A 25,482-nucleotide genomic window follows, 5' to 3' on the forward strand; every position below is an offset into this window, starting at 1 on the left:
GGGGTGCCGTCAAGACCTGATTTGATGACCGTCTGACCTGCGGGAACGCCGTAAAACGGCCGGTGGGCGGGACCCCGTCCGTGATCCGCTGACTACGATGACCACCGTGGTGTGGGGACCGGGCTATGGCAGTGCTCCGCCGCCCAGCCCCCCGATGGGGCAGGACCCGTTCGCTGAGGCGGAGCGGGACACGAGGGCGATGGTGGCCACCGTGTGGTGGCCTACGGCACCTCCGCAGCAACGCCATCATGCGATCGGCGGCCGCCTGCTCGCCCTTCCCGACGGCACCCGGTGGCTGTTCGGGGCGTGGGCCCGCTGGTACCGGCTGCATCCGTCGGACGGCCAGTGGTATCTGTGTCCGCCGCCGCGTACGCCCGGGATCCGGATGGCCGCGCGTCCCGCGCAACAGGTGCAGGGACAGGTCCCCAACCTGCCGCCGCATGTGATTCCCGCCGGGCCCGACTTCTCGTATGACCCGCCCGCCGGGCTGCCGTTCGTCGGGCATGGGTTCGCGACAGAGTTGACCTCGCGTGTTCGATCGACCGTCGAGTCCGCCGCCGCGCTGTCGGCGCCCGACCATCCGCATTGGTGGCCGGAGTTCTCGTCTGGGACGCCGTCCACCGTGGTCGTCGCGTGGGGCGTGATGCTGTGGTGCTCGTCCGCGCCCGCGTTCGACTCGCGGCTGGACGCGCAGATGCTCGACCTGTGGAAGCCGTACCGCGCCAAACCGCTCCCGCGCGTGGACGGCCCGCGCTGGCTCACCCCACCGCCGTTGGAGACGCTCGTCGGGCTGTACGCCGAACGGTTGCGGGCCAGCCGGGTGGACGCGGCGGTCGTCGTGCTGCGGACGATGTGGGCCGTCGCCAGCGCGCTCCGCGACGACGTCCGGTTCCAGGCCCGGGCGGACGCGCTGCTCGCCATCCTCGGGACCACGCTCGCCAACCCGACCGTCGACTACGGGGCGCTGCCGTACGGCGACCAGGCGATCGTCCAGCAGTGGCTGACGCGCTGCCCGCCGAACCTCGTCCCCGCGCTGCGGAACGAGAGCTCGCCGGGGGACGACTTCCGGCACGCCTTCTACACGCTCAGCGAGCTGATCGCCGACCTGTCCGGCGACCCGGCGGAGCCCGCCTACATCGAGCCCCGGCTCGTGGCCGCCGCGCTGCTCGCCGCCGATCTGGACGTCGTCCGCAAGGACATGGCCGACACGATCGTCCCGTGGTTGGACCCGGAGATCCGTTACACGGTGCGGGCGGTGGCGGAGCAGCCGGGACACCCGCTGCGCCGTCTGTGGCCGCAGGACATGCGCCTCCCCGAGCCGCTGCGGTCGGCGGCCGGGTCGGGCCCGGGCGCGGAGAACCTGCTGGCCGCGATGTACGAGGTCGATCTGGCCTGGTGCCGTCTCGGCGGCATGCCCGCGCGGCCGCGCGGGTTCCCCGTCCCGACCTCGATCATCGCGGGGATCATCGGCCGCAACCGGGCCCGCGCGACGGCCGCCGCCCCGACCGCCACGCCGCCGCCCAACCCGGCGCCGCCGCAGCCGTCCCCGTTCGGCATGCAGAGCCAGCCGGGGATCGCTCCCGGGACGCCTCCGCATCCGCAGGGGCCGCCGTCGGAGCCGGACCGTCCGTTCGTCCAGCCGCCCGCCCAGCCCGGGTTCGCGCCACCCGACCCGATGCTGAGCGCCCAGCCCGCCCCCACCGAGGAGGACCGGGACGAGGGCAACGTCGCACCGCCCTACACAGAACTGGGATTCCAACGCCCCGGCGCGGCCCCACCCGCCGCCATGCAGAACCCGGCGCCGATGCAAAATCCCGCGCCGATGCAGAATCCGGCGCCCGTGCAGAGTCCTGGGCCGGTGCCGAACCCGGTGCCGATGCAGAGCCCGGCGCCGCCGCCGAATCCGGCACCGGTTCCGATGCAGAATGCCTCGCCGCCGCCTCCTCAGCCCGCCGTGCCCGAGCAGCAGCTCGGCGGGTTCTCGCCTCCTGAGAGCGACGAGCAGAACGAGCACTTCGCGCCGCCGTACACGCAGCTCGGCTATCAACCAGCGGGCGCCGTCCCTCCGCAGCCCGCGCAGCCCGCGCAGCCCGTCCAGCCCGTCCAGGCGCCTCCGCCGCCCCGGCCGCCGGAGCCCGCGCGGCAGCAGCAGGCGCCGCCGCCCAACGTCCCTCAGCAGTCGCCGCAACAGCCGCCGCAGACGTCGGTCGATTCGTCGTTCGACTCGTCCTCCACCCGTGTGGAGGACGCGGCGCCCAGCCCGCAAGGCCCGGCGAGCCCGCCCGGTACGCGGGTGATGGGGCCCGCCGACCTGGAGGACGGCCCCGCGCCGACGCCCGCGCAGGGTGCCGCGCCGGGGACGAAGGTCATGTCCAAGACGATGGTCGGCGACTTCGACTTCCTGGACGACACACCGTCGCCGGAACAGCCCGTCCACGAGATCCCGCCGCCGAAGGACCGCAGCGAACGCCGCGTCCTGGAGCGGTTCGGGTTCGGTTTCGTGTACGGCGACCACGACCCGAGCGACCTGCTCGCGCAGGTCAGGGAGCAGGCCCAGGAGTGGAACGCCCCCGCCGGGGAGGGCGCCGAGGAGACCCGGGTGGACGGCGCGCCCAGCTCGATCAAGCCGGGAGTGCCGGGCGTGCTGCTGGTCGGCGGCCCGCACTCGGGGCAGCGCAGGCTGTCCCGGATGATCGCGCTGACACTGGCGAACGCGGGCCTCGGTGACGGGTCGATCCGCGCGCACGACGCCGAGGACGTCCGTGAGGCGCCCGCTGAACGCATCGCGCGGATCTTCGCCCAGTCGGGCCCTGCACCCGGTGGGGGAGCGGCCCCCCACGCCCCCCGGAACGACCTTGTGGTCTTGTTCGAGCGCCTGGACGTCGCGATCCGCTGCTCTCCCGACCCGGCCGCCGTCGTCGGCGCCGTGCGCCGGGCGCGCCGCGACCCGGTGAACACGACGCCCGTCATAGCGACCTGCGAGCCGCAGGCGTACAAGCGGCTGCTGAGCGAGCATCCCAAACTCGTCCAGGCGTTCCGCGTGCACCGGCTGCCCGACTTCAGCGATATCGACAACCGCATGACGCTGCTGCACCTGCTGGCCGAGGAGCGGCGCGTGACGATCGGCTCGTCCGCGATGGAGGCCGCCAGGGAGGACCTGAACCGGCTGCGCGGGCCGGGCGACCTCGTCAACGCGCGCCTGGTCGAGGCGTATCTGGACCAGGCGGCGCAGCGGAACATGGAGCGCGCGGGCGCGTCCCACGACCGGCTCGTGCTGACCCCGGACGACCTCGCGGGCGTCGCGGAGGGTATCGAGCCCGCGCTGCGTCCGCCCGGCGACATCGACGGCTACCTGCGCCAGCTCGACCAGCTCACGGGCCTGGAGGACGTGAAGGCCACCGTCCGCGAACTGGCCGAGGAGGCGGGTCTCGCGGCCGACCGGGCGCGGTACGGGGTGTCCGGCGACGACGCGCGGCACCTGGTCTTCGTGGGGCCGCCGGGGACTGGGAAGACGACCGTCGCGGGCCTCATCGGCGGGATCTACGCGGCGCTCGGGCTGCTGGAGTCCGGGCATGTGGTCGCGTGCCGTCCCGTCCATCTGGCGGGACGCGACCGGGCCGACACCGAGAACCGGGTCGCGGGCATGGTGGAGCAGGCGCTCGGCGGGGTGCTGCTCATCCAGGAGGCGCACCGGCTCGACCGGGCCCGTCCCGTCGTGGTGGAGTTGCTGCGCCGCATGAACGCGGGCGGCGCCCGGTTCATGGTGGTCTGCTCCGGTGCGGCGGCCGAGATGGAGGGCTTCCTCGCGGGCGACCCGGAGTTCCGGGCCGAGTTCGGCCGCATCGTCGAGTTCACCGGGATGGGCGACCGCGACATGGTGGGGCTCTTCCAGAGCTACGCCGAGCGCGACCTGTACATGCTGGACGAAGAGCTTCGGGTCGAGTTGCTGCACCGGTTCGAGCGGCTGCGGGACGACCCCGAGTTCGCCTACGCCAGGACCGTCCGGGCGCTGTTCGAGCAGACGGTGGCGCGGCAGGCGGCCCGGCTCGCGGGCGCCGACGTCAACGCGGCGACCGTGGCCCGGCTGACGGCCGGTGACCTGCCCGAGACGGCGCTGGAGCAGATGCTCGGCGACTTCCGCCCGGGGAGCTGACCCGTCCCACCCAGGGCCCCGCCCCGCCCGGCCCCGCCGGCCCTGGGACGAACGGGACATAGGTATTAAACCGGGACCTTCTGGGAAGGGTTCGAGGAGTCGCCGAGGCTACGGTCCGGGGGCGCGCGACCCGCCGGAACCGGTGGGACGTACCCCGGATTGACAGGGTCGAGGGTGGCCATCGAATGGCCCTCTTGGGTCATGTGCCTGTCCGGAAGGGGCGCGTAGCCTCGGACTTGGGTGTGGGGAACGAACGGAGGTGGACGCGGTGCGTCAATACCTTGATTTGCGCGTCCACGACCGCGTTGCGCTGGACGAGATCGAACTCTATGCCGAGATGCTCAGTGCGGTGGCGGCGGCGAAGCGGCCGCTGACCGTGGCGGAAATCGACATGGTGCTCGGAGTACGGTCCGACGAAACCGGTCGTCGCGAACTGACACCGCAGGACTGAGAGTGGCCGCGGGGCCCCGGGAGGTCGTCCTCCCAGGTGGGAGCGGCGGCAGCCACACGTACGGAACCGGAGGACGCCGATCGAGGCGCCTCCGGTTCGTCGTTTCGGGAACGGCTCTGCGGGCATGGCCCATCGCGCTCTGTAACGAATCTCACCTGTGACCTCTACTGGACTCCGGGGGGTTCGGCGGGGAGCCCCGAAACGGCCGCCGATCCTTGCAGATAGGGGCCTCGCGACGGGTATGTCCCTGATGATCCTGGGCAATCTTGGAAGTGAGAGGATGGAGGACACCAGCGGAAGCTGGGGCAAAGGTTCTTTTTACGGCTGGTTGCGCCTACGATCCTCTGCGGACTGTTCCGGCACATCAGGAGAACGACGTGCGCTTGCGTCTCACGCCGCGTGAGGACAGCTTCTACGGCATGTTCGCCGACTCGGCGAACAATCTGGTCACCGGCGCCAGGCTGCTCGTGGAGCTCATCAGCGACGGTGCCGACCGCGCGGCGATCGCGGAAAAGATGCGCGCCTGCGAACACGCGGGCGACGAATGCACCCATGCGATCATGCGGCGGCTGAACGAAACGTTCATCACGCCGTTCGACCGCGAGGACATCTACCGGCTGGCGTCCGACATCGACGACGTCATGGACGAGATGGAGGAGGCGGCCGACCTCGTCGTCCTGTACAAGATCGAGGAGTTCCCGAAGGGCGTCGTCCACATGGTGGAGGTGCTCGAACGCGCGGCCGAACTGACCGCCGAGGCGATGCCGAGGCTCCGGTCGATGAAGGAGCTCAACGAGTACTGGATCGAGATCAACCGGCTGGAGAACCAGGGCGACCAGATCTACCGCAAGCTGCTCGCCAAGCTCTTCAACGGCGACTACGACACCCTGACCGTCCTGAAGCTGAAGCAGGTCATCGACCGTCTCGAGGACGCCGCCGACGCCTTCGAGCACGTCGCGAACACGATCGAGACCATCGCGGTCAAGGAATCATGAGCGACGTCGGCTCGACCGTCCTCAAGGAGCCCGCTCCGGAGGACGATCCAGCCTCCCTCGGCGAACAGGCCACGCACCGGGTGTCCGGCCGCGCGTGGCTGCTGCTGCTCGCCGGGATCGGGCTCGTCATGCTGCTCGGCGCGCTCGGCCTGCGCTCCGACGCGCAGATGGCGGTGCTCATCCTGGTCGTCGTCGTCGCGCTCGTCTTCGACTACACCAACGGTTTCCACGACGCCGCCAACGCCATCGCGACCGCCGTCTCCACCCGCGCCCTGACGCCCCGCGTCGCGCTCGGCATGGCGGCCGCGATGAACATGGTCGGCGCCCTGCTCGGCGTCGGCGTCGCCAAGACCGTCAGCGAGGTCATCACCCCGCCCGACGGCCTGCACGGCCTCACCGTCGTCGCCGCCGGGGTCCTCGGCGCGATCACCTGGAACCTGATCACGTGGTACTTCGGCTTGCCGTCGTCGTCGTCCCACGCGCTGATCGGCGGCGTCGTCGGCGCGGGCCTCGCGTCCTCGTCATCGGTCAACTGGTCGAGCGTCCTCGACAAGGTCGCGATCCCGATGGTCCTGTCGCCCATCGTGGGCTTCGCGATGGCCTACCTGCTGATGGTCGGCATCCTGTGGACGTTCCGCCGCTCCCAGCCCAGCCGGGTCGGCCGCCGCTTCCGCATCGCCCAGACCCTGTCCGCGTCGTCCCTGGCCCTCGGGCATGGCCTCCAGGACGCCCAGAAGACGATGGGCATCATCGTCCTGGCCCTGGTCACCACCGGCCACTCCGACGGCGACTCGGTCCCCTGGTGGGTCATCATCCTGTGCGCGGGCGCTCTGTCCGCCGGAACCTACGCGGGCGGCTGGCGCATCATGCGCACCCTGGGCCGCAAGGTCATCGAGGTCGACCCGCCCAAGGGCTTCGCCGCGGAAGCGACGGCCTCCATCGTCCTGTACGCGACCGCCTTCATCTGGCACGCTCCAATTTCCACGACCCACACCATCACCTCGGCAATCATGGGCGCCGGAGCCACCAAGCGCCTCTCCGCCGTCCGCTGGGGCATCGCAGGCAACATCATCACCGCCTGGATCCTCACCATGCCCATGGCGGCCGCGGTAGCAGCGGCGGTCTACGTGATAGTCCACTTCTTCGGCGCGTGATTTCTGCGGGGTGATCCCCGCCCTCGGGCGAGGATCACCCCGCAGAGCACGCCCCAAAAACAGGGTCAGGGAGTGGTGATTCGGGTTAGTTGGGGTGGGGTGATGGTGCCTTGGGTTGTGAAGTGGGTGACCAGGGCGTCCAGGTCAATTGGGCCTAGGACCTGGTCTTTGGCTTCGGTGAAGGTTGTGAAGCCGTCGCCGCCGCCCAGGAGGAAGTTGTTCGCGGCGACTTTGTAGGTGGTGGTGGGGGCGATCGGGGTGCCGTTGATGGTGATGGCGGAGACGCGGTCGCCCACGGGCTTGGTGCGGTCGATGGTGAAGTGCAGGGTGGAGGACGGTTGGAGGATCTTCTCTCCGGCGGACGTCCACTGTTGCTCCAGCAGGGCGTCCAGTTGGGCGCCGGTCAGGGAGACGACGCCCATCACGTTGCTGAAGGGTTGGACGGCGAACGCCTCGCCGTAGGTGACGAGGCCGTTGCCCTCCTGGCCGCTCGCCGCGTAGGTGAGGTCGGTGCGGACGCCGCCGGGGTTCATGACCGCGACCTGGGCGCCCAGGTCCTTCATGGCGGCCAGTTGGGCGTCGGCGATGACGTCGCCCAGTGCCGTCTCGCCCGCGGGGGACTGGGAGCGGGTGAGGTCGGCGGTGATCTTTCCGATGGGCTTGTCGGCGATCTCGGAGACGCGGTCCTTCCAGGTCTGGACGAACCGTTCCGTCGCCGGGTCCGGCGGGACGTCGCGGGTGACGACGTGGTTGTCGCCCTTCATGGAGGAGCGGACGATGTCGCCGGTGCGGCGGTTGACCTGGAGGTTCACCTCGGTGATCACGCGGCCGAAGGACGAGCCGGACGAGAACAGGCGCGGGTCGCCGTGCGGGTCCTTGACCGTGCAGATGTACTGCTGGTGGGTGTGGCCGGACAGGACGACGTCGATCTCCGGGTCCGCCTCCCTGGCGATGCGGGAACCGGCGCCGGGCTCGATGCCGCACTCGTCCGGACGGGAACCGGCCTTGACCTGGTCGCCCTCGTGGACGAGCAGGACCATCGCGCGGACGTGGCGGCGTTTCAGCTCGCGGGCCGCGCGGTTGGCGGCGGCGACCTCGTCCACGAACTCCAGGTCCTTGATGCCCTCGGCGGTGACGATGCCGGGGGTGGTCTTGGTCACGACGCCGATGAAGCCGACGCGGACGCCGTTGATCCGGCGGATCGTCCACGGCCTGAGGGCGGGCCGCTGGCGACTGTTCTTCAGCAGCACGTTGGCGCCGAGGTAGTCGAACTTCGCGCCGCGCCACCGGCCCGCGGGGGAGCAGCCGTCGACGGGATGGCAGCCGCCGCGCTGGATGCGCAGCAGCTCCCGGTAGCCCTCGTCGAACTCGTGGTTGCCGACCGCGGAGGCCGTGACGCCCACGTCCCCGAGGAACTGGACGGACGGCTCGTCGTGGTACGCGGCCGAGATCAGCGGTGAGGCGCCGATCAGGTCGCCCTGCGCGACGGTGAGGGTGTCGCGGTTCCGCAGCTGCCTGAGGTGCGCCGCGACGTAGGAGGCGCCGCCCGCGAGCACGGTGTTCCCGTTCTCGTCGATGGCCCTGCCGGAGCTTCCGGACGGCGGTTCGAGGTTGCCGTGGAAGTCGTTGAGCGCCAGCAGCCGTACCCGTGCCGTCGGCGCGGGGTGCGCGGCCGCCGGTTGCGCGGTCGGGCCCACGATCGTCAGGCCCGCCGTGGCGCAGGCCAGGATGGTGCGTCGTCGAGTCATGATGCGGACGGTAAGTGCGTCCGGCATACGCCGTTCGGCGGCGCGGTGACGTTTCCGTGACGACTTGATCAGCCCTTTGCGTAGGGTGAGGGCGTGAGGGAACTGAAGGACGGCGAGGTCATCGACGTGCTGGCCGTGATCGAGGCGGCCGCCGACGCCGACGGGGTGGGGCCACTCTCCGAACACGCGGTGCTCGCCCTGCGAGGCGGCCACGGCGGGCTGGTGATCTCCGACGACGACACGATCGTGGCCTACGCGCATCGCGACCCGGAGGCCGGGGAACTGGTCGTCCACCCGAAGCACCGGCGCCTTGGCCACGGCCGCGCCCTCCTGCGCGCACTGCGCGAAGCAGCCGGTGAATCATTCCGGGTATGGGCGCACGGTGACCTACCTGCCGCAGCGGCGCTGGCCGAGACCGAGGGCCTGACACGAGTCCGTGCGCTGTTCCAAATGCGTCGCCCGGCATCCGGCCCGCTACCTGAGCCACATCTCGCCGAGTGCGTCACCCTACGAACCTTCGAGCCCGGACGCGACGAGAACGCATGGCTGCACGTGAACGCCCGCGCCTTCGCCCACCACCCCGAGCAGGGCGCCTGGACGATCGAGGACGTCCGCGACCGCGAGGCGGAAGACTGGTTCGACCCGTCCGGCCTCTTCCTCGCCGAACGCGACGGCCGCCTGGCCGGTTTCCACTGGACGAAGGTCCACCCGGACGGCCTGGGCGAGGTCTACGTGGTCGGCATCGACCCGGACGCCCAGGGCTTCGGCCTTGGCCGCACCCTCACCCTGACGGGCCTCCACCACCTACGCGACGTAGGCGTCGACCAGTTCATGCTCTACGTGGACGAATCCAACACGGCCGCCGTCCACCTGTACGAGTCCCTGGGCTTCACCCCCCACACAGTCGACGTCATGTACGCATCAAATTCGGAATGAGATTGTGGCTCACTTCGCGATGGCAAGAAGTGCGCGGAGTACGCCATTGCCGTTGTCTTTGGTCGCCTCAAGTGCGTTCACCAGTCGGAGGGAACGGCGGTGAAGTCGGGGCGTGATGTTTGTGCAGGTCGTGGTTGGGTGCGGTTCTAAACCTGCTTTGCTTGGTTCGGGTGAGTGTTTTGCGTGGCTGAGCTGCGTTGTTAACCCGGCGTCCATGGCAAATCGGGACATTCTTCGCGGTGGCGCTCATCCTCGTTCATCTGTCGTTCATCTGGATCGGGGCGGCTGGTCACTTCGCCTGCCTAGCGTCACAACCGACGGTGGCCCCGGCGTCCGCGGAGAGCGGTTCAGGATCGGCACGGGGGATCCGCCGGACGAAACCCAAGAGGAGACCCTCGGTGAAGAACGGTTCACGCCTCGCCGCCCTCGGCGGCGTGGTCGTCGCGGGGGCGCTGGCCCTTACCGCCTGCGGAAGCGACAACAACACGACCACGACCTCGGCCACGGCGCCGACCGGTGACATCGACTGCGCGAAGGCCAGCGTCAACGCGGCCGGGTCCAGCGCGCAGAAGAACGCCGTCGAGGAGTGGACGAAGGTCTACGCGAGCAAGTGCGCGGGCGCGAATCTCAACTACAACCCGAACGGCTCGGGCGCGGGCATCCAGGCGTTCACGAGCGGTCAGGTGTCGTTCGCGGGCTCGGACTCGTCCCTCAAGCCCGAGGAGGTGGCCGCGGCGCAGAAGCGGTGCCAGGGGAACCCGGCGCTGAATCTGCCGATGGTCGTCGGCCCGGTCGCCGTGGTCTACAACCTGGAGGGCGTGGACGGGCTGAAGCTGTCGCCCGAAACGATCGCCAGTGTCTTCTCCGGCAAGATCAAGAAGTGGAACGATCCGGCCATCGCGAAGGAGAACGCGGGCGCGAAGCTGCCGACCTCCGACATCAAGCCGATCTACCGGTCGGACGAGTCCGGCACCACCGACAACTTCACGAACTACCTGCACACGACCGCTCCCAGCGTCTGGACGTGGGAGAAGGCCAAGAAGTGGCCCAACTCCACCGGCCAGGGCGCGTCCAAGTCGGACGGCGTGACCAGCCAGGTGAAGAGCACCGCGGGCGCGATCTCCTACGTCGAGATGTCGTACGCGACGAACAACAAGCTCCAGACCGCGCAGGTCAAGAACGGCGCCGGTGAGTTCGCCGCGCTGTCGGCCGACAGCGCGTCCAAGGCGGTCGCCGGGGCGAAGGTCGTCGGCACCGGCAACGACGTCGCGCTGAAGATCGACTACACGACCAAGGAGCCGGGCGCCTACCCGATCGTCCTGGTCACGTACGAGATCGCCTGCCAGAAGGGGCTGCCCGCCGAGCAGGGCGCGTTCGTCAAGTCCTTCCTGACCTACACCTCCAGCGCGGCCGGTCAGCAGATCCTCACCAACCTCGGCTACGCGCCGCTCCCGCAGAGCGTGCTCACCAAGGTCCAGACGTCCGTGAAGGCCCTGTCCTGACAGCGGACGACGGCAGTCGCAGCCCCGCCACCGACGATCTCGGCGGCGGGGCCGCGGCCATGGGTCCGAGCGATGTGATCCAAGGAGGTTCCGCCATGACCAGCGAGAGCGGCGTCGAGGCGCAGGCGGGCGCCGAGGCGCAGACCGGCGCGCGGCACCGCGCCACCGGCGGCCGGATGAGCACCGGACGCGCCGGGGACAAGATCTTCGCCTGGGCGGCGCGCGGCTCGGGCATCACCGTGGTGACGATCGTCGCCGCGATCGGGGCCTTCCTCGTCTGGAAGGCCATCCCGGCGCTGCGCGACAACGACGCCAGCTTCCTCACCACCGAGGAATGGAACCCGAACGCGATCCCGCCGAAGTTCGGCATCGCCCAACTGGCCTTCGGGACGGTGATGTCGTCGCTGCTGGCGATGCTGATCGCGACCCCGGTGGCGATCGGGATCGCGCTGTTCATCTCGTTCTACTCGCCGCGGCGGCTGGCGTCCGGGCTCGGCTACGTCGTCGACCTGCTCGCCGCCGTCCCCAGCATCGTGTACGGACTGTGGGGCCTGGTCTTCCTGTCCAAGCACATGGCGGGGATCAGCGAGTTCCTCAACGCCGTGCTCGGCTGGATCCCGCTGTTCGGCGGCGACAGCCCCGGCAAGAGCTCCATCTTCACCGCCTCCATCGTGCTGGCGATCATGATCCTGCCGATCATCTCGTCCATCTCCAGGGAGGTGTTCCTCCAGGTCCCGCGGCCCAACGTGGAGGCCGCGCTGGCGCTCGGCGCCACCCGCTGGGAGATGATCCGGCTGTCGGTGCTGCCCTACGGACGCTCCGGCATGATCGGCGCCTCGATGCTCGGCCTCGGCCGCGCCATGGGCGAGACGATCGCCGTCGCGATGGTGCTGACGTTCGTGCCCGGGATCAACTGGCACATCCTGGAGAACGGCGGCGCCACCTTCGCGGCCAACATCGCCAACAGCTTCGCCGAGGCGTCCACCACCGGACGCGGCGCGCTGATCGCCTCCGGCCTCGTGCTGTTCGTGATCACCCTCCTCGTCAACATGGCGGCCCGCGCGGTCGTCGCGCGCCGGAAGGAGTTCGTGTGACCGCCGTCTCCACCGGCAAACGCCCCGCGAGCCTGACGTCGGTCTCGCTCGGCCGGAAGGTCAAGGACCGGGTCGTCCAGGCCCTGGTCTACCTGGCGTTCGCGCTGGCCGTCATCCCCCTGCTGTCGGTGCTGTGGACGGTCGTCGTCAACGGCTCCAAACGCTTCGACCTGACGTTCTTCCAGTACTCGATGAACGCGGTCAGCGGCAAGGACGCGGGCGGCGGCGCCTACCACGCCATCATCGGGACACTGGAACAGGTCCTCATCACCAGCGTCATCGCCGTCCCGATCGCCGTGCTCACCGCCATCTACCTGGTGGAGTACGCCGGGAACGGGCGGCTCGGCAAGGTGATCAGCTTCACGGTGGACGTGATGACCGGCATCCCGTCCATCGTCGCGGGCCTGTTCGTGCTGGCGCTGTGGCTGCTGACGATGGGGTTCGGCTTCTCCGGGTTCGCCGGGGCGCTGTCCCTGACGATCCTGATGATCCCGACCGTGGTGCGGGCCACCGAGGAGATGCTGAAGCTCGTCCCGAACGACCTGCGGGAGGCGTCCTACGCGCTCGGCGTGCCCCGCTGGCGGACGGTCTGCTTCGTCATCCTGCCCACCGCCATGACGGGGATCATCACCGGCATCATGCTCGCCGTCGCCCGCGTGATGGGCGAGACCGCGCCGTTGCTGCTCACCATCTTCTTCACCAAGGCGATCAACAACGACCCGTTCAGCGGGCCGCAGGCGTCGCTGCCCACCTTCATCTGGGAGCAGGCCGCCGACCCCAACCAGAACTCGATCAACCGGGCCTGGACGGGCGCCCTCGTGCTGATCGGGATCATCATGCTGCTCAACCTGATCGCCCGGTTCGTCGCCCGGCGCAGCGCCCCCGCGGGCCGCTGACCCACAGAAAGGAAGTCCATGGCCAAGCGGATCGAGGTCTCCGGGCTGCACGCCTACTACGGCGGCGTCCACGCCATCGAGGACATCTCGATGACGGTCGAGCCGCGCTCGGTGACGGCGTTCATCGGGCCGTCGGGCTGCGGCAAGTCCACGTTCCTGCGCACGCTCAACCGGATGCACGAGGTCATTCCGGGAGCCCGCGTCGAGGGCAAGGTCATGCTGGACGACGACGACCTGTACGACTCGTCCGTCGACCCCGTCGCCGTCCGCCGCGTCGTCGGAATGGTGTTCCAGCGCCCCAACCCGTTCCCCACCATGTCCATCTACGACAACGTCGCGGCGGGCCTGAAACTGAACGGCGTCCGCCGCAAGGGCCAGCTGGACGAGGTCGTCGAGGAGTCCCTGCGCGGCGCCAACCTGTGGAACGAGGTCAAGGACCGCCTCAGCAAGCCGGGAGCGGGCCTGTCCGGCGGCCAGCAACAACGCCTCTGCATCGCCCGGGCCATCGCCGTCCAGCCCCAGGTCCTCCTGATGGACGAGCCCTGCTCCGCCCTCGACCCCATCTCCACCATCGCCATCGAGGACCTCATCGACAAACTCAAGGCCCACTACACGATCGTCATCGTCACCCACAACATGCAACAGGCCGCCCGCGTCAGCGACCGCACCGCCTTCTTCAACATCGCCGGAACCGGCAAACCCGGAAAGCTCATCGAGATCGACGACACCAGCAAGATCTTCACAAACCCCGAACAGAAGGCCACCGAGGACTACATCACCGGCCGCTTCGGCTAGGCATTCACCTGGGTGCTGGCGTTTTCTCTTCGGAGTCGTCGGGGCGTTGGTCGGGCACGAAGCGGTAACCCACGTTGCGGACTGTGCCTATTAGGGATTCGTATTCGGCGCCCAGTTTTGCTCGTAGGCGGCGGACGTGGACGTCTACCGTTCTCGTGCCGCCGAAGTAGTCGTAGCCCCATACCTCTTGCAGGAGTTGGGCTCGGGTGAAGACGCGGCCCGGGTGTTGGGCCAGGTGTTTGAGGAGTTCGAACTCCTTGAAGGTGAGGTCCAGGACGCGGCCGCGGAGGCGGGCCGTGTAGGTGGCCTCGTCGATGGTGAGGTCGCCTCTGCGGATCTCGCCGGGGACCTCGTCGTCGTCGGAGGACGCGGCGGCGCGGCCCGCGGCCAGGCGGAGGCGGGCCTCGACCTCGGCGGGGCCCGCGGTCTGGAGCAGGACGTCGTCCAGGCCCCATTCGGGGGTCAGCGCGGCGAGGCCGCCCTCGGTGACGATGGCGAGGAGCGGGCAGTCGAGGCCGGTGGTTCGCAGCAGCCTGCACAGGCTCTTGGCCTGGACGAGGTCGCGCCGCGCGTCCACCAGGACGACCTCGGCGGGCGGCGCGTCGATCAGGGCGGACGCCTCGGCGGGTGCGACGCGCGTGGAGTGCAGCAGCAGACCCAGGGCGGGCAGGATCTGGTCGGAGGGCTCTAACGCGTTGGTCAGCAGAAGCAAGCTGCTCACGTGCTGCCTCCCGTGCCCAGGAAAAGACGAAGGACCCAGACGGCTCGTCCTTCAGCCACGGCCAGCGGCTCAAGGACGAGGTGGCCATGTCAGCTGAACTCCATGGCCTCGTCGCCCGGATCCCTTCCCAAGAGCATATACAAGCCGGTCCGGCGGACAATGGAGTGGCCGGGTCGGGCCGCTCTTCGGCGCGGGTGAGAGTCTGGGCTCATGGCGAAGGGCACGATGCGGTACTGGGCGGCGGCGAAGGCGGCGGCGGGGACGCACGAGGAGCCTTACGACGCGGGCACGCTGGCGGAGGCCGTCGCGGCGGCGGTGGCGAAAGAGGGGCGCGGCGACGATTTCCGGCGGGTCGTGGGGCGCAGTTCGTTCCTCGTGGACGGTCGGCCGGTGGGCAGCCGTCCACGCGAGTCGGTGACGTTGCCGGACGGCGGGGTCGTCGAGGTCCTCCCGCCGTTCGCGGGTGGTTGATCTCACCATGGTGTGATTTTTCCGCTTGATACGTCATTCCCCGGTGCGACCCTTTCGCTGTCTTCTGCGGACTATGGTGTGGCGACGCGCACGCCGCAGCCCGAAGGAGACATATGCGGAAGGTACTGCTGGTCCTGCTGGTCCTCGTCGCCGTGGGGCTGGTCGCCGCCGACCGGCTCGGGGTCCGGATCGCGCAGGACAAGATCGGTGAGCAGGTGGCCGCGCAGTACAACCTGCAACAGCAGCCGGGCGTCACCATTCACGGCATTCCCTTCCTGACGCAGGCGATCGGCGGCGACTACGACCACATCGAGGTGACCATCGACTCCTGGACGCAGCAGGGCGTGACGGTCACCGGCGTCAAGGTCGACATGCGCGGGGTGAGCGCGCCGCTGTCGGAGGTCACGAAGGGCAGCGCCGCGAACGTCACGGCGCGCACCGCGACCGCGTCCGCCGTCATCCCCTACGACGTGATCCAGAAGGAGGCGCCGCGAGAGGTCAAGCGGATCGGGCCGAAGGGCGACGATCTGTCGGTCGACCTGAAGGGCACCTTCCTCGGACGTCCCATGACCAGCACCGCCATCGTGAAGGTCAAGCCGACCTCGCGCGGCATCACGGTCACGCCGGTGTCGGTCGGGTCGGACGGCGGGCCGCAGATCCCGGTGGCCATGGTGCGGCAGCAGTTGACCTGGACGGTCCCGATCGCCGACCTGCCCGTCGGGTCGCGGATCAGCGAGATCCAGCCGACGCCGGAGGGGTTGCGAGTCGCCGCGACCGCCGAGAACGTCCGGCTGAACGATCTCCAGCAGCAGCAGAAATAACCCGGCGTTCGTGAACCGGTGCCGGAACACGTACGTGACAGTGGTGTGGGTCCCACGGCGGATGAGGGTTTGCTGCGCGCCCTGTACAGCGAGCACGGAGGTCCCCTCCTGGGGTATGTCCTCCGGCTGACGGGCGGGGACAGGAGCCAGGCCGAGGACGTCGTCCAGGAGACTTTGCTGCGCGCCTGGAAACATCCGGAGGCGCTGGCGGGACGTCCCGTCCGGCCCTGGCTGTTCACCGTCGCGCGCAACCTGGTGGTGGACGCGCACCGTGCCCGGCAGGCGCGGCCCCCCGAGACGGGCATCGACGAGCATGTCATGATGACCGCGTCCGGCTCGGACGACATCGACCGGGCCCTGGAGTCCTGGACGGTCGCGGAGGCGCTGGCGGGCCTGAGCCCCCCGCACCGGGCCGTTCTGGTGGAGACGTACTACAAGGGCCGATCGGTGGCGGAGGCGGCGAAGACGCTGGGCATACCGCCCGGCACGGTCAAGTCCCGGACCTACTATGCGCTGCGGGCGTTGAAACTCGCACTGGAGGAGCGGGGGTTGGCGCCATGAACGGCTGCGTTGACGTCCGCACCTCGCTCGGGGTGTACGTGCTCGGCGCGCTCGACCCCGCCGAACGGTCCCAGGTGGAGGCGCACCTGGCGGGCTGTCCCGCGTGCCGGGACGAGTTGGTGGGGCTGGCCGGGTTGCCCGCGATGCTGGGACGGGTCGACGAGGCCCAACTCACCGAAATGGCCGGGCCGCCCCCCGAACTGCTCGACGGTCTCCTAGCCCGCGCCGCCGAACGGCGCCAGGGACGGCTCGCGCTACTGCGTCGCCGCGTCGGATGGGCGCCGATAGCCGCCGCCGCGTGCCTGCTGCTAGTCGTCGGTGCCGTGTTCGGTGTTCTGATGTTCCCGTCCGACACGGACGAGACCGCGACACCGCCTCCGCCCGCCACGTCCGCCACGTCCACCAGCGGCGAGCGGATCGGCGCCGAGAACCCCGCGACCAACATCAAGGCCTACGTGGTTCTCAAGGAGAAGAAGTGGGGCACGGAGGTCGAACTGCACCTGGCGGGTGTTCCAAAGGGTTCACACTGCCGCCTGCTCGTGGTCGCTAGGGACGGACGACGGGACGCGCTCGGCAGCTGGTACGTCCCATACGAGAAGGGTTACGGCGAGTACGTCGGCTCGACGATGTTCCCGCGCGGGCAGTTGTTCTCGCTCGAAATCGTCGGCCTGGACGGAACGCCCCTGCTCACGATCCCCACCTAGGGGTGTCCGTGGAAGAACTCGTGGCCCGTACGGGTTGTCGCTACCGATGAACGGTGCATTGATCGCGGCGGCCGTGCTCGCCGCCGCCACGGTGTTCGGCCTGCTCTGGCGGCGCCGTGACGGCGTCCTGCGCGCGAGCGGGCAGAACGGGGACGACGTGAGCGAGACCCTCCGGCCCGACGAGCTGGGCGCCGACCTCGGCGAGAAGGCCACCCTGCTCCAGTTCTCCAGCGCGTTCTGCGCGCCGTGCCGCGCCACCCGCCGCGTCCTCGGCGAGGTCGCCGAGATGGTGGACGGCGTCGCCCACGTCGAACTGGACGCCGAGTCGCATCTCGACCTCGTCCGCAGGTTGAACGTGGTGCGCACCCCCACCGTCCTCGTTCTGGACGCCGCCGGACGCGTCGTCCGCCGCGCCTCCGGAGCCCCCAGAAAGCCCGATGTCATCGCCGCACTGGGCGAAGCGGTCCGATGAGTGACACCTCCATGACCTGGGCTAAGACGAATGTCACTCTCTCGAAAGGCGAGATGGATGTGACAGCGCGTGGATTGTCGGCTTACCATCGTGTCCGTGCGTGACTGGACAGAGCAGATGCTCACGAAGCGCCGCGCGGTCGACTTCTGCCGCGTGGCCGCCTCGCTCTGTCGCATGGCCTGAGGCATCGAGCCCTTCCGCCCCCGAGCACTCCCTACTCTCAGCTCGTACGCACGCTTCCTCCGCCATGGAGAACCCCGATGCAGGTTGATCCGCGTGGGCCGCGCTTCGGCGCGTCGGTCACGACAGCGGTTCTCGTCGTGGTTCTGGTGACCGGAAGCTGGGCACTGCTCGCCGCGCAGGCCGTCGTGTTCGCACTCGCGACCTTCCTCGGCCTCCGGTTCGCCCCGTACGGACTGCTGTTCACAGTGCTGATCCGTCCTCGGCTCGCGCCGCCCAGGGAACTGGAGGACGCGGCCGCGCCCCGCTTCGCGCAGGGTGTCGGGCTCGTGTTCGCCCTGGTCGGCACGGTCGGCTACGCGACGGGGACCACCTGGCTCGGCATCGGTGCCACCGCCCTCGCACTGGCGGCGGCGTTCCTGAACGCGGCGTTCGGGTTCTGCCTCGGCTGCGAGATGTATCTGCTCATCCGACGTATCACCGCGAAGTATCGCTCCGAGAGGGAGGTTCCTGCATGAGCCGCTCAGACGTCCTGGTGGAAACCGACTGGGTCGAGTCCCACCTGGACGACCCCGGTCTGGTCCTCGTCGAGGTCGACGAGGACGTGTCCGCCTACGACAAGGGTCACATCCGTGGCGCCGTGAAGATCGACTGGAAGACCGAGTTGCAGGACCCGGTCCGCCGCGACTTCGTCGACAAGACCGGGTTCGAGCAGCTGCTGTCCGCCAAGGGCATCGCCAACGACGACCTGGTGATCCTGTACGGCGGCAACAACAACTGGTTCGCCGCGTACGCGTACTGGTACTTCAAGCTGTACGGGCACGACAAGGTGAAGCTGCTCGACGGCGGCCGCAAGAAGTGGGAGCTCGACTCCCGCGAGCTGGTGACCGACGTCCCGTCCCGGCCGAAGACCAGCTACAAGGCCGTGGAGCAGGACCTGGCGATCCGCGCCTTCCGCGACGAGGTCGTCGACGCGATCGGCAGCAAGAACCTGATCGACGTCCGGTCCCCGGACGAGTTCAGCGGCAAGCTGCTCGCCCCCGCGCACCTGCCGCAGGAGCAGTCGCAGCGTGCCGGGCACGTCCCGACCGCGCGCAGCATCCCGTGGTCGAAGGCGGCCAACGACGACGGCACGTTCAAGTCCGACGACGAGCTCCGGGAGCTGTACACCGAGGCGGGCGTCGACCTGGCCAAGCCGACCATCGCCTACTGCCGCATCGGTGAGCGCTCGTCGCACACCTGGTTCGCGCTCCGCGAGCTGCTCGGCCTGGACGACGTCAAGAACTACGACGGCTCCTGGACCGAGTACGGCTCGCTCGTCGGCGTCCCGATCGAACTGGGCGCCCCCAAGTAATTCCGCTTTTCCCAGTTCCGCATTCCCCATCGGATGGAGGAGCCATGACCCAGGGCTGCGCAGCCCCCGAGCAGACGGCGCACCTTCCCGCGACCGTCGACCTCACCAATGAGGCCGTCATCCAGGGCACCGTCACGCGTGACGGAGCCCCCGTGTCCAGCGCCTACGCCCGCCTGCTCGACTCGACCGGCGAGTTCACGGCCGAGGTCGTCACCGGCGACGAGGGCGTGTTCCGGTTCTTCGCCGCCGACGGCGACTGGACCGTGCGCGTTCTCGCGGCGGGTGGCGTCAGCGTCGACAGCACCGTCACCGCCAAGACCGGCGAGGTCGCCGGTCTCGCGGTCACGATCTGAGCGGATCCGCTTCGCCGAACCCCGCCGTCCCGCCAGCCGGGACGGCGGGGTTCGTCGTCGCCCGGCCCGGCCGCGTATGACCGCGTGCTGAATGCCCTACGATCAGCGCGATGTTGGGAATGTCCCCCCGGTCACCGCTGGTCCTGCCATGGGCGACGCTGACGCTCGCGGGACGGTTCGTCCTGCCCCTCGCCCTGTGGTTCACCGTGGGGGAGTTGCTCCGCTATGGCGCGATGTACGGCGGCTACAAGCTCGGCACCATGAAGGGCACCGCCGCGACGGTCGCGCCGATCGCCACCATCGGCCTGCTCGTCGTGATCACCCTGGCGGTCGTGGTGCTGATGGTGCACTGCGTCCGGGAGGGCCTGGACGTCGTGCACGCCCGCGAGGCCGACGGCGACCTGACCCCGTGGGCGGTCGGCAACGACGAGTCGGTGGTCGGCGCGATGGGACGCGCCGCGCTCCCGTTCGTCATCTTCTACCTGGCCTGGGGGCTCCAGAGCGAGGACGCCCGCGAGTTCGCCGACATGGCCGCGAGCCGCGGCTTCCAGGAAGGCGGATTCCAAGGCCAGATCGACGGCCTCGGAATGCTGCTGTCCCTGGAGAAACACGTCGGCCTCGCGATCGGCCTCACCGCCGGACTGTTCATCGTGAAGGTCGCGGCGGAATGGCGGCTGGAGGAACGGCTGCCCCGCGCCATCGGCGCCCTCGTCGCCCTGCTTGAGGTCAACTTCGCGCTGTTCGGCATCTTCACCATCGACCATTTGCGCGGCAAGGGCGTCGACTGGCTCGCCGGACGGCAGGTCTGGACGTGGGTCACCGACGTCGCGGGCCCCGCCCTCGACCTGTGGCCGCCGTTCAAGGACGCGGTCCTCGGCGCGCTGATCTGGCTGGTCATCGCCGGAGTGATCCTCGGCCTGGACGCGGCCGACGAACAGGTCGTCCTCGGCCGCGGAAGGGCCGCGCGGCGGCTCGCCCGGGCGGGCGGCATGGATCGGGTGAACAGCCCCCGCGAGATCCTCACCCGCGGCTTCCGGGAGATGTGGCTGCCCGCCTGGTACGGGCTACGGCTCGTCCGCCGGTCCGGAATGTTGCCGTTCGCCACGTTCTGCCTGCTGTTCGCGGGCCTGGACGTCGCCGAGGACGCGACCCGCCGCCTCGTCTACGAACTGATCGGCCCGCACGAGGTGACCTGGTGGATCCAGGCCATGCCGCTCATCGGCTACGGGACGGCGGTCGTGTTCGAGATCCTGCGGATCTGCCTGCTGGCGGCCGCGTTCAACCTCGTCATGGCGCGGGTCAGTTCTCGAACCGCAGCGAAGGCAGTGGATCCCCCGGGCCCGTCCGCGACGTTTTCGGCGCCCGCACCACCAGCTCCAGCCCATCAGCCCTGGTACGGGGCACCACCCCCTTCACGGTGACCCGCCACTGGACACCCGGACGCGGCTCACCCGTCCGCGACCCCATAGCCGACCACTCGTGGCCCTCATCGTCGACGAACCGATAAACCAGACCGAACGAACTGACCGCCTTGGCACTGGCGGCGTCCCCAGGCTGAACCACGACACCAAGCAGCAACTCGACGACATCATTCGTCCCGTCATCACTCAACGGCTGTGCCTTCTCGCGTCCGACAACCGTCCACTGCGCACCGACAAGCTCGCCGACCTGCCCCGGCGCGACGCTGGTGACCTTCTCCTGGGGCTTCAGGTTCTTCTGGACGTTGTTGTTCTCGTCCACCCACTGCAAAGCGAGAATGGCGGAAACCGCGCAGAAAAGCGCGACCGCTTGCAGGATCCGTCTGTCCCTGGGACGCAGCCCCCGATCGACGCGAACAATCGGCTGCGGCCTCGTCACCGCCGCCGTCACGACGCACCTTCCTCGACGTCGTAGCCGTCCCGAGCATGCGGGACGAGCTCGTTCACCGCACCATCTGTCAGACCGAGATCAATATCAGCGGCTGCGGACAACTGCGGCAGCAATCCGCCCGTCCCAACAATCAAATGCGCCCCGCGCAGACGCTCCTTGGGCAGCTCGAACACGAACACGGTGGGAGTCCAGATCATCGGCTGAAACGTCGGCTGCGACCCCGACGCCGCCGTGGACGTCCGCGGATCATCCCGGAACGTGAAGCCGCCGGGCGTCTCCAACTCCGCCGTCCTCAACTCCAACGGCTCCCGATGACTCGTCGCCCGGACCCGAACCACCAGGTAGATCCCGTCGGTGCCGACCGGAGGCCGGTTCCCGATACTGAACCCGGGCTTGAGCGACCGCGCCGCCTCGACCTTCTCGACCCGCACGCTGAAGAACCGGTTGCCGACGTCCTCACCGATCGTCCCGCCATTCCGGATCGGCTCCAACTCGGCGGCCCTCACCTGCGGCTGCAACGTGTGCAACCACATCGCCCCCGCGAGCAGCACCGACCCTCCAACCCCGGCCCCGCCCTTAACAAGCACCATCCGCACATTCATGGGCTCACGACCGGCAGAGTCAGCCGCCCGGCGAGCACGTCATCCTCAAGCCCGACCCGCCAAGCAAAAGTGCTGTCGGTGAACCCGTGGTCATACGTCCATTTGCGCAGCCCCACGGTCAGCTTCTTAGGCGAATCAGCCGGACCCATCTCCCACATGGCGGACGCCTCAACAGGCAACCCCGGCTGCACAACAGAAGTCTCCGCACCCCCGGCAACACCCTCAACCCGCTCGGGCTTCACCCACTTGCCCGCCTTCGTCAACGCCACGACACCGTCCGCCAGCCCACCCTGACTGAGCGACTCGGTCTCCTTGCCCTCATTGACGACCCGCATCCGAACAATAAGGAACCGCTGCTTCTTGCTCCCAAAACTCTCGGTCTCAACCCCAACCCGAGCGTCCCGCACAGTCACCCTGAACAACCCGAGATCAAGCGCCTTCCCCGCCGACTCCGCAGGCTGCTTCGGCACCGCCTCAAACCCGCCCGCCCGCCACACCACCGGCACAAGAACACCCACCACCCCCACAACACCCACCAAAACAACCCACCGCCACCTACCCCCACGCCCCCGTCCAGCCTCAGGAGGAACCGGTGCATACGACTGCATCCGCCAGATAGTACCGAAAGCCCAGCTCGGCGCCCCGCCGGAAGCGTCCAACCCCGTTTACGTAGACAAGGCGAACGCTCCGACTGACGAGCGCCCATTCTCACGATTCTCGTTCGAACACTCTAGCTATAACGGACACGCTCGGAGATCACGTGATAACACAGAGTGGATACGCGGATCCCCCGGTCAGCGGCGCCCCCACCCCGCCGACCCGATCATGGAGGTCTCCCCGGTGACCAGCCCATTCGTCCGTCGGCGCCGCCTCGCCACCGAACTACGAACCCTCCGCGAGCAGAGCGGCATGACCGCCGACGACCTCGCCCGCCGCATCTACCGCTCCCGCATGACCGTCTCCAAGCTGGAGAACGGCCGCACCCGGCCCGACACCCGCGACATCGTGCAGATCCTGAGGATCCTGGGCGTCACCGGCGACAAGTTCAACGCCATCCTCGAAATCGCCTGCGACGCCACCGAACGCGGCTGGTGGGACTCATACGGCGACGCCATGGGCCCTAGGCAGCGCATCTACGCCGACCTTGAGTCCGGCGCCGCCACCATCCGCGGCTACAACCAGATGTCGATCCCCGGGCTCGTGCAGGCGCCCGAGTTCATTCGGGCGCTCATAGATCTGGACCTGGCGGATGGATTCCAACTCGACTACGTGCCGGAGCGCAATATCAAGGCACGCCTCCAACGGCAGGAGGTGGCGTTCCGACCTGACGGGCCCAAGATCGAGATCATCTTGGACGAGTTCGTGCTGAAGCGGCTGAGCATTCCCGCCCATGCCATGGCGGCGCAACTGCGTCACACGGTCGACGTGCTCACTCAACAACCGCGGTTCAGCATCCTGGTGCTACCGCTCAACGCGCGTCTTTCCCCAGGGCGTCTACCACCGTCGACATACATGATCTACACGTTCCCGGACCCGGTTGACCCGCCCATGGTGGTCGCCGAGAATGCGAACATTGACCTCGTCCACACGGAACCGGACGAGGTGGCAAACTACGAGCGGCTCTACAGCCGTCTCCGGGACGCCACGCTCCCGGCGTTGGAGAGTCTCTCGATGCTCGCAGACACGGCCGACCAGCTAAGTGAACAGGCAGGGCACGATACGTGAACCAGCATTACAGCCGTTGGCGCAAGTCCAGCTACAGCAATCCGAGCACTGAGTGCATCGAAGTCGGACGTTCCTCCAAGGGCACGATCGGCGTACGCGACACAAGACAAATTGGCGTCGGCCCTGTCCTTGACTTCACCCCTCGCGAGTGGTTGGCGTTCATCAAGGCGATTCGCTCCAGCGACTCCTGATGCGCGCGACGCAAGTCGCAGCATGGCTGGCCAAACTGGCAGAATAGCGAGCATGAGCTCCCCATACGAAGTCTGGCGCAAGTCCAGCCACAGCGCCGCCAACAGCGACTGCGTCGAAGTCGGTCGCTCCATCCAGGGTGCCATCGGCGTGCGTGACACCAAGCAAGGTGACGCAGGGGCCGTTCTGCACTTCTCGCCGTGCGAATGGGCCACGTTCATCCAGGCCATTCGCTCTAGCAACTCCTGACACGCGCGGCGTGGGTCGAGCTGCCGGTGGGGTCAAAGGCGTGTTGGGTCCATGGAATGGTCGGCTTGGCTGTGGGTTGGTCGAAGAGGGGTTGTGATCCCTTACAGTCCTTGAAGGTTCGGAACGTCAGGAGAGGCAGGCTATGCGCGGAGGGCGACTCGCGGCGGGGACCGGCAGTGTGGCACTGGGGTCCGTTCTGGTGTTCGCCCCGGCGGCGGCCGCGGCGCCGGTGGAGCGTCCGGGGGCCGCGCCGACGACCACCAAGAAGCCGCCGACCACCAAGAAGCCGGAGAAGCCGGACCAGCCGAAGCGGCCGCCGCTGGAGCCGGCCACGCCGAAGTGCAACAAGCCCGCGGGGCAGCCCGCGTCGGAGATCACCGTGGAGCCGTGGGCGCAGCGGCGTCTCGACTTCGAGCAGGCGTGGCGGATGACGCGGGGCAAGGGCGTCACCGTCGCGGTGGTCGACAGCGGTATCGACACACGGCATCCGCAGCTCAAGGGCAAGGTCGCCGGGAGCTTCGACGCGACGCACACCACGATCGACGACTGTGTCGGGCACGGCACGCAGGTCGCCGGGATCATCGCGGCGACCGACATGCGGGCCAAGGACGTCCCGTTCGTGGGGGTCGCGCCGCAGGTCAGGCTGCTGAACGCCAAGTTCGCCAGCGGTGAGAGCACGCAGGACAACACGCTCCTGCCGAAGGCCATCACCTGGGCCGCCGAACACGGCGCCAAGGTGATCAACGTGTCGGTGGACGCCCCGGACACGCCCGCGCTGCGCGAGGCCGTCCGGACGGCGCAGAAGCGGGACGCCCTGATCGTCGCGTCGGCGGGCAACGTCGCCAAGGACGATCGCGGCAAGGAGAGCGCCGCCTTCCCGGCGAGCTACAAGGGCGTGCTGTCCGTCGCCGCCGTGGACGAGTCCGGGACGATCACGAACTTCTCCAACCTCAAGACCCGGGTGGACGTTTCCGCGCCCGGCCAGAACGTCATCTCGACCCTCGGCACCGGCTATGTCGGCGGCCTCCAGGGCACGAGTTTCGGCGCCCCCTACGCGGCGGGCGTCGCGGCGCTCGTCCGGGCCCGGCATCCCCAGCTGAACTACCAGCAGGTCATCAACCGGATCCTGATCACGGCCGAGGGCGGCAATGGACGGGGCAGCGGGCACGGCATGATCAGCCCGTTGCAGGCGGTGTCCGCGCTCGTCGACCCGAATGCCAGGCCGGACGCGACCGACACGCGGCCGCTGAGCGGCGCCGTCCAGATCGCGAAGCCGGAGCCCGTCGACGAGCGGACCCGCCACATCGGCCTCATCGTCGCGGGCGGCGCGGTCGGCGCCGCGCTGCTCGTCGCGTTCGGCGGGGCGGTCATCCCGCTCGGCCGGGGACGCGGCTGGAAGCCGGGACGCGCCAGCATCCCCGCCGACGACCGCGACTGACAACCGCCCCAACGGTGGAGGGCCCCTGCTCAGGGGCCCTTCACCGGAC

At 69.0% G+C, this 25,482-nt stretch carries 28 protein-coding genes; 24 read left to right on the plus strand and 4 right to left on the minus strand.

Annotated elements, in window-relative coordinates; all coding sequences use genetic code 11:
• The first annotated feature begins 97 nt into the window (after positions 1 to 97).
• From ABD808_RS37465 to ABD808_RS37480, 4 genes are all read left to right on the plus strand, one after another.
• Positions 98 to 4,153 carry an AAA family ATPase gene (locus ABD808_RS37465; protein WP_344907982.1) on the plus strand — a complete coding sequence of 1,352 codons (4,056 nt, stop codon included), beginning with the start codon at positions 98 to 100 and terminating at the stop codon, positions 4,151 to 4,153.
• A 259-nt stretch (positions 4,154 to 4,412) separates the two neighbouring features.
• The gene (locus ABD808_RS37470; protein WP_344907985.1) at positions 4,413 to 4,604 is read left to right on the plus strand and encodes a hypothetical protein; all 192 of its coding nucleotides are present in this window, start codon (positions 4,413 to 4,415) and stop codon (positions 4,602 to 4,604) included.
• Positions 4,605 to 4,981: 377 nt separating this feature from the next.
• Positions 4,982 to 5,599, plus strand: coding sequence for a DUF47 domain-containing protein (locus tag ABD808_RS37475; RefSeq protein ID WP_344907988.1), 618 nt, complete (start codon positions 4,982 to 4,984; stop codon positions 5,597 to 5,599).
• Positions 5,596 to 6,753 carry an inorganic phosphate transporter gene (locus ABD808_RS37480; RefSeq protein WP_425549024.1) on the plus strand — a complete coding sequence of 386 codons (1,158 nt, stop codon included), beginning with the start codon at positions 5,596 to 5,598 and terminating at the stop codon, positions 6,751 to 6,753. The genes ABD808_RS37475 and ABD808_RS37480 overlap by 4 nt, the downstream gene beginning before the upstream one ends.
• Positions 6,754 to 6,818: 65 nt before the next feature.
• On the opposite strand, the gene ABD808_RS37485 is transcribed toward ABD808_RS37480, so the two are convergent.
• Complete coding sequence (locus ABD808_RS37485; protein WP_344907991.1) at positions 6,819 to 8,501, minus strand: bifunctional metallophosphatase/5'-nucleotidase; 1,683 nt, start codon at positions 8,499 to 8,501, stop codon at positions 6,819 to 6,821.
• Positions 8,502 to 8,594: 93 nt separating this feature from the next.
• Here ABD808_RS37485 and mshD point away from each other — a divergent pair, with 93 nt between their 5' ends.
• The 5 genes from mshD (at position 8,595) to pstB (ending at position 13,724) form a co-directional block, all read left to right on the plus strand.
• Entirely contained in the window at positions 8,595 to 9,437 is an 843-nt protein-coding gene (gene mshD / locus ABD808_RS37490; protein ID WP_344907995.1) for a mycothiol synthase, read from the plus strand.
• Positions 9,438 to 9,835: 398 nt separating this feature from the next.
• Complete coding sequence (gene pstS / locus ABD808_RS37495) at positions 9,836 to 10,939, plus strand: phosphate ABC transporter substrate-binding protein PstS (RefSeq protein ID WP_344907998.1); 1,104 nt, start codon at positions 9,836 to 9,838, stop codon at positions 10,937 to 10,939.
• 95 nt (positions 10,940 to 11,034) lie between these two features.
• A complete protein-coding gene (pstC, locus tag ABD808_RS37500) occupies positions 11,035 to 12,033 on the plus strand; it encodes a phosphate ABC transporter permease subunit PstC (RefSeq protein WP_344908001.1) in 999 nt (332 codons plus the stop codon).
• Positions 12,030 to 12,929, plus strand: a complete 900-nt coding sequence (gene pstA / locus ABD808_RS37505) for a phosphate ABC transporter permease PstA (protein WP_344908003.1) — start codon at positions 12,030 to 12,032, stop codon at positions 12,927 to 12,929. The genes pstC and pstA overlap by 4 nt, the downstream gene beginning before the upstream one ends.
• An 18-nt stretch (positions 12,930 to 12,947) precedes the next feature.
• On the plus strand, positions 12,948 to 13,724 hold the full coding sequence (gene pstB, locus ABD808_RS37510; protein ID WP_344908006.1) for a phosphate ABC transporter ATP-binding protein PstB: 777 nt from the start codon (positions 12,948 to 12,950) through the stop codon (positions 13,722 to 13,724).
• Between the two features lie 4 nt (positions 13,725 to 13,728).
• Here pstB and ABD808_RS37515 read toward each other — a convergent pair whose 3' ends face one another.
• Positions 13,729 to 14,445 (minus strand): winged helix-turn-helix transcriptional regulator, encoded by a 717-nt coding sequence (locus tag ABD808_RS37515; RefSeq protein WP_344908009.1) that lies wholly within the window; start codon positions 14,443 to 14,445, stop codon positions 13,729 to 13,731.
• A gap of 210 nt (positions 14,446 to 14,655) precedes the next feature.
• On the opposite strand from ABD808_RS37515, the gene ABD808_RS37520 reads away from it, so the two are divergent.
• The 11 genes from ABD808_RS37520 to ABD808_RS37565 all read left to right on the plus strand — a co-directional run bounded on the left by ABD808_RS37520 (position 14,656) and on the right by ABD808_RS37565 (position 21,254).
• Positions 14,656 to 14,916, plus strand: a complete 261-nt coding sequence (locus tag ABD808_RS37520; protein WP_344908012.1) for a MoaD/ThiS family protein — start codon at positions 14,656 to 14,658, stop codon at positions 14,914 to 14,916.
• Positions 14,917 to 15,029: 113 nt separating this feature from the next.
• Complete coding sequence (locus ABD808_RS37525) at positions 15,030 to 15,737, plus strand: LmeA family phospholipid-binding protein (RefSeq protein ID WP_344908015.1); 708 nt, start codon at positions 15,030 to 15,032, stop codon at positions 15,735 to 15,737.
• Positions 15,738 to 15,806: 69 nt separating this feature from the next.
• A complete protein-coding gene (locus ABD808_RS37530) occupies positions 15,807 to 16,298 on the plus strand; it encodes a sigma-70 family RNA polymerase sigma factor (protein ID WP_425549025.1) in 492 nt (163 codons plus the stop codon).
• The gene (locus ABD808_RS37535) at positions 16,295 to 17,002 is read left to right on the plus strand and encodes a zf-HC2 domain-containing protein (RefSeq protein WP_344908020.1); all 708 of its coding nucleotides are present in this window, start codon (positions 16,295 to 16,297) and stop codon (positions 17,000 to 17,002) included. The genes ABD808_RS37530 and ABD808_RS37535 overlap by 4 nt, the downstream gene beginning before the upstream one ends.
• A 46-nt stretch (positions 17,003 to 17,048) precedes the next feature.
• The gene (locus tag ABD808_RS37540) at positions 17,049 to 17,474 is read left to right on the plus strand and encodes a TlpA family protein disulfide reductase (RefSeq protein WP_344908022.1); all 426 of its coding nucleotides are present in this window, start codon (positions 17,049 to 17,051) and stop codon (positions 17,472 to 17,474) included.
• 117 nt (positions 17,475 to 17,591) lie between these two features.
• Positions 17,592 to 17,657 carry a putative leader peptide gene (locus tag ABD808_RS38750; protein WP_353819285.1) on the plus strand — a complete coding sequence of 22 codons (66 nt, stop codon included), beginning with the start codon at positions 17,592 to 17,594 and terminating at the stop codon, positions 17,655 to 17,657.
• A 77-nt stretch (positions 17,658 to 17,734) separates the two neighbouring features.
• Positions 17,735 to 18,172: a DUF4395 domain-containing protein gene (locus ABD808_RS37545; protein WP_344908025.1), complete on the plus strand. Its 438-nt coding sequence runs from the start codon at positions 17,735 to 17,737 to the stop codon at positions 18,170 to 18,172.
• Entirely contained in the window at positions 18,169 to 19,008 is an 840-nt protein-coding gene (locus ABD808_RS37550) for a sulfurtransferase (RefSeq protein WP_344908028.1), read from the plus strand. Before ABD808_RS37545 ends, ABD808_RS37550 begins: the two co-directional genes overlap by 4 nt.
• 44 nt (positions 19,009 to 19,052) lie before the next feature.
• Positions 19,053 to 19,361 (plus strand): DUF1416 domain-containing protein, encoded by a 309-nt coding sequence (locus tag ABD808_RS37555; protein WP_344908031.1) that lies wholly within the window; start codon positions 19,053 to 19,055, stop codon positions 19,359 to 19,361.
• A 110-nt stretch (positions 19,362 to 19,471) separates the two neighbouring features.
• Positions 19,472 to 20,782 (plus strand): hypothetical protein, encoded by a 1,311-nt coding sequence (locus ABD808_RS37560; RefSeq protein ID WP_344908033.1) that lies wholly within the window; start codon positions 19,472 to 19,474, stop codon positions 20,780 to 20,782.
• Positions 20,783 to 20,840: 58 nt separating this feature from the next.
• Complete coding sequence (locus ABD808_RS37565; protein ID WP_344908036.1) at positions 20,841 to 21,254, plus strand: hypothetical protein; 414 nt, start codon at positions 20,841 to 20,843, stop codon at positions 21,252 to 21,254.
• Here ABD808_RS37565 and ABD808_RS37570 read toward each other — a convergent pair.
• Positions 21,227 to 21,820, minus strand: a complete 594-nt coding sequence (locus ABD808_RS37570) for a hypothetical protein (RefSeq protein WP_344908039.1) — start codon at positions 21,818 to 21,820, stop codon at positions 21,227 to 21,229. The genes ABD808_RS37565 and ABD808_RS37570 overlap by 28 nt on opposite strands.
• A gap of 8 nt (positions 21,821 to 21,828) precedes the next feature.
• Entirely contained in the window at positions 21,829 to 22,440 is a 612-nt protein-coding gene (locus ABD808_RS37575; RefSeq protein ID WP_344908042.1) for a hypothetical protein, read from the minus strand.
• Positions 22,441 to 22,657: 217 nt separating this feature from the next.
• Here ABD808_RS37575 and ABD808_RS37580 point away from each other — a divergent pair, with 217 nt between their 5' ends.
• From ABD808_RS37580 to ABD808_RS37595, 4 genes are all read left to right on the plus strand, one after another.
• Positions 22,658 to 23,557 (plus strand): helix-turn-helix domain-containing protein, encoded by a 900-nt coding sequence (locus ABD808_RS37580; RefSeq protein WP_344908045.1) that lies wholly within the window; start codon positions 22,658 to 22,660, stop codon positions 23,555 to 23,557.
• The gene (locus ABD808_RS37585; RefSeq protein ID WP_344908047.1) at positions 23,554 to 23,748 is read left to right on the plus strand and encodes a DUF397 domain-containing protein; all 195 of its coding nucleotides are present in this window, start codon (positions 23,554 to 23,556) and stop codon (positions 23,746 to 23,748) included. The genes ABD808_RS37580 and ABD808_RS37585 overlap by 4 nt, the downstream gene beginning before the upstream one ends.
• Before the next feature lie 52 nt (positions 23,749 to 23,800).
• The gene (locus ABD808_RS37590; RefSeq protein ID WP_344908050.1) at positions 23,801 to 23,995 is read left to right on the plus strand and encodes a DUF397 domain-containing protein; all 195 of its coding nucleotides are present in this window, start codon (positions 23,801 to 23,803) and stop codon (positions 23,993 to 23,995) included.
• 142 nt (positions 23,996 to 24,137) lie between these two features.
• Positions 24,138 to 25,433 (plus strand): S8 family serine peptidase, encoded by a 1,296-nt coding sequence (locus tag ABD808_RS37595; RefSeq protein WP_344908052.1) that lies wholly within the window; start codon positions 24,138 to 24,140, stop codon positions 25,431 to 25,433.
• Positions 25,434 to 25,482: the final 49 nt, after the last annotated feature.

This window comes from Actinomadura meridiana, from assembly GCF_039537545.1.
In the GTDB taxonomy this organism is placed as follows: Bacteria; Actinomycetota; Actinomycetes; order Streptosporangiales; family Streptosporangiaceae; genus Spirillospora; species Spirillospora meridiana.

Excerpts from the sequence above, each read along its gene's own strand:
- pstB (WP_344908006.1), top strand. The coding sequence starts at position 12,948 with ATGGCCAAGCGGATCGAGGTCTCCGGGCTGCACGCCTACTACGGCGGC.
- ABD808_RS37540 (WP_344908022.1), top strand. The coding sequence starts at position 17,049 with ATGAACGGTGCATTGATCGCGGCGGCCGTGCTCGCCGCCGCCACGGTG.
- ABD808_RS37550 (WP_344908028.1), top strand. The coding sequence starts at position 18,169 with ATGAGCCGCTCAGACGTCCTGGTGGAAACCGACTGGGTCGAGTCCCAC.
- ABD808_RS37575 (WP_344908042.1), bottom strand. The coding sequence starts at position 22,440 with ATGCAGTCGTATGCACCGGTTCCTCCTGAGGCTGGACGGGGGCGTGGG.
- ABD808_RS37570 (WP_344908039.1), bottom strand. The coding sequence starts at position 21,820 with ATGGTGCTTGTTAAGGGCGGGGCCGGGGTTGGAGGGTCGGTGCTGCTC.
- ABD808_RS37535 (WP_344908020.1), top strand. The coding sequence starts at position 16,295 with ATGAACGGCTGCGTTGACGTCCGCACCTCGCTCGGGGTGTACGTGCTC.
- ABD808_RS37465 (WP_344907982.1), top strand. The coding sequence starts at position 98 with ATGACCACCGTGGTGTGGGGACCGGGCTATGGCAGTGCTCCGCCGCCC.
- ABD808_RS37525 (WP_344908015.1), top strand. The coding sequence starts at position 15,030 with ATGCGGAAGGTACTGCTGGTCCTGCTGGTCCTCGTCGCCGTGGGGCTG.
- ABD808_RS37560 (WP_344908033.1), top strand. The coding sequence starts at position 19,472 with ATGTTGGGAATGTCCCCCCGGTCACCGCTGGTCCTGCCATGGGCGACG.
- ABD808_RS37545 (WP_344908025.1), top strand. The coding sequence starts at position 17,735 with ATGCAGGTTGATCCGCGTGGGCCGCGCTTCGGCGCGTCGGTCACGACA.
- ABD808_RS37485 (WP_344907991.1), bottom strand. The coding sequence starts at position 8,501 with ATGACTCGACGACGCACCATCCTGGCCTGCGCCACGGCGGGCCTGACG.
- pstC (WP_344908001.1), top strand. The coding sequence starts at position 11,035 with ATGACCAGCGAGAGCGGCGTCGAGGCGCAGGCGGGCGCCGAGGCGCAG.
- ABD808_RS37520 (WP_344908012.1), top strand. The coding sequence starts at position 14,656 with ATGGCGAAGGGCACGATGCGGTACTGGGCGGCGGCGAAGGCGGCGGCG.
- ABD808_RS37480 (WP_425549024.1), top strand. The coding sequence starts at position 5,596 with ATGAGCGACGTCGGCTCGACCGTCCTCAAGGAGCCCGCTCCGGAGGAC.
- ABD808_RS37580 (WP_344908045.1), top strand. The coding sequence starts at position 22,658 with ATGGAGGTCTCCCCGGTGACCAGCCCATTCGTCCGTCGGCGCCGCCTC.
- ABD808_RS37595 (WP_344908052.1), top strand. The coding sequence starts at position 24,138 with ATGCGCGGAGGGCGACTCGCGGCGGGGACCGGCAGTGTGGCACTGGGG.
- ABD808_RS37555 (WP_344908031.1), top strand. The coding sequence starts at position 19,053 with ATGACCCAGGGCTGCGCAGCCCCCGAGCAGACGGCGCACCTTCCCGCG.
- ABD808_RS37590 (WP_344908050.1), top strand. The coding sequence starts at position 23,801 with ATGAGCTCCCCATACGAAGTCTGGCGCAAGTCCAGCCACAGCGCCGCC.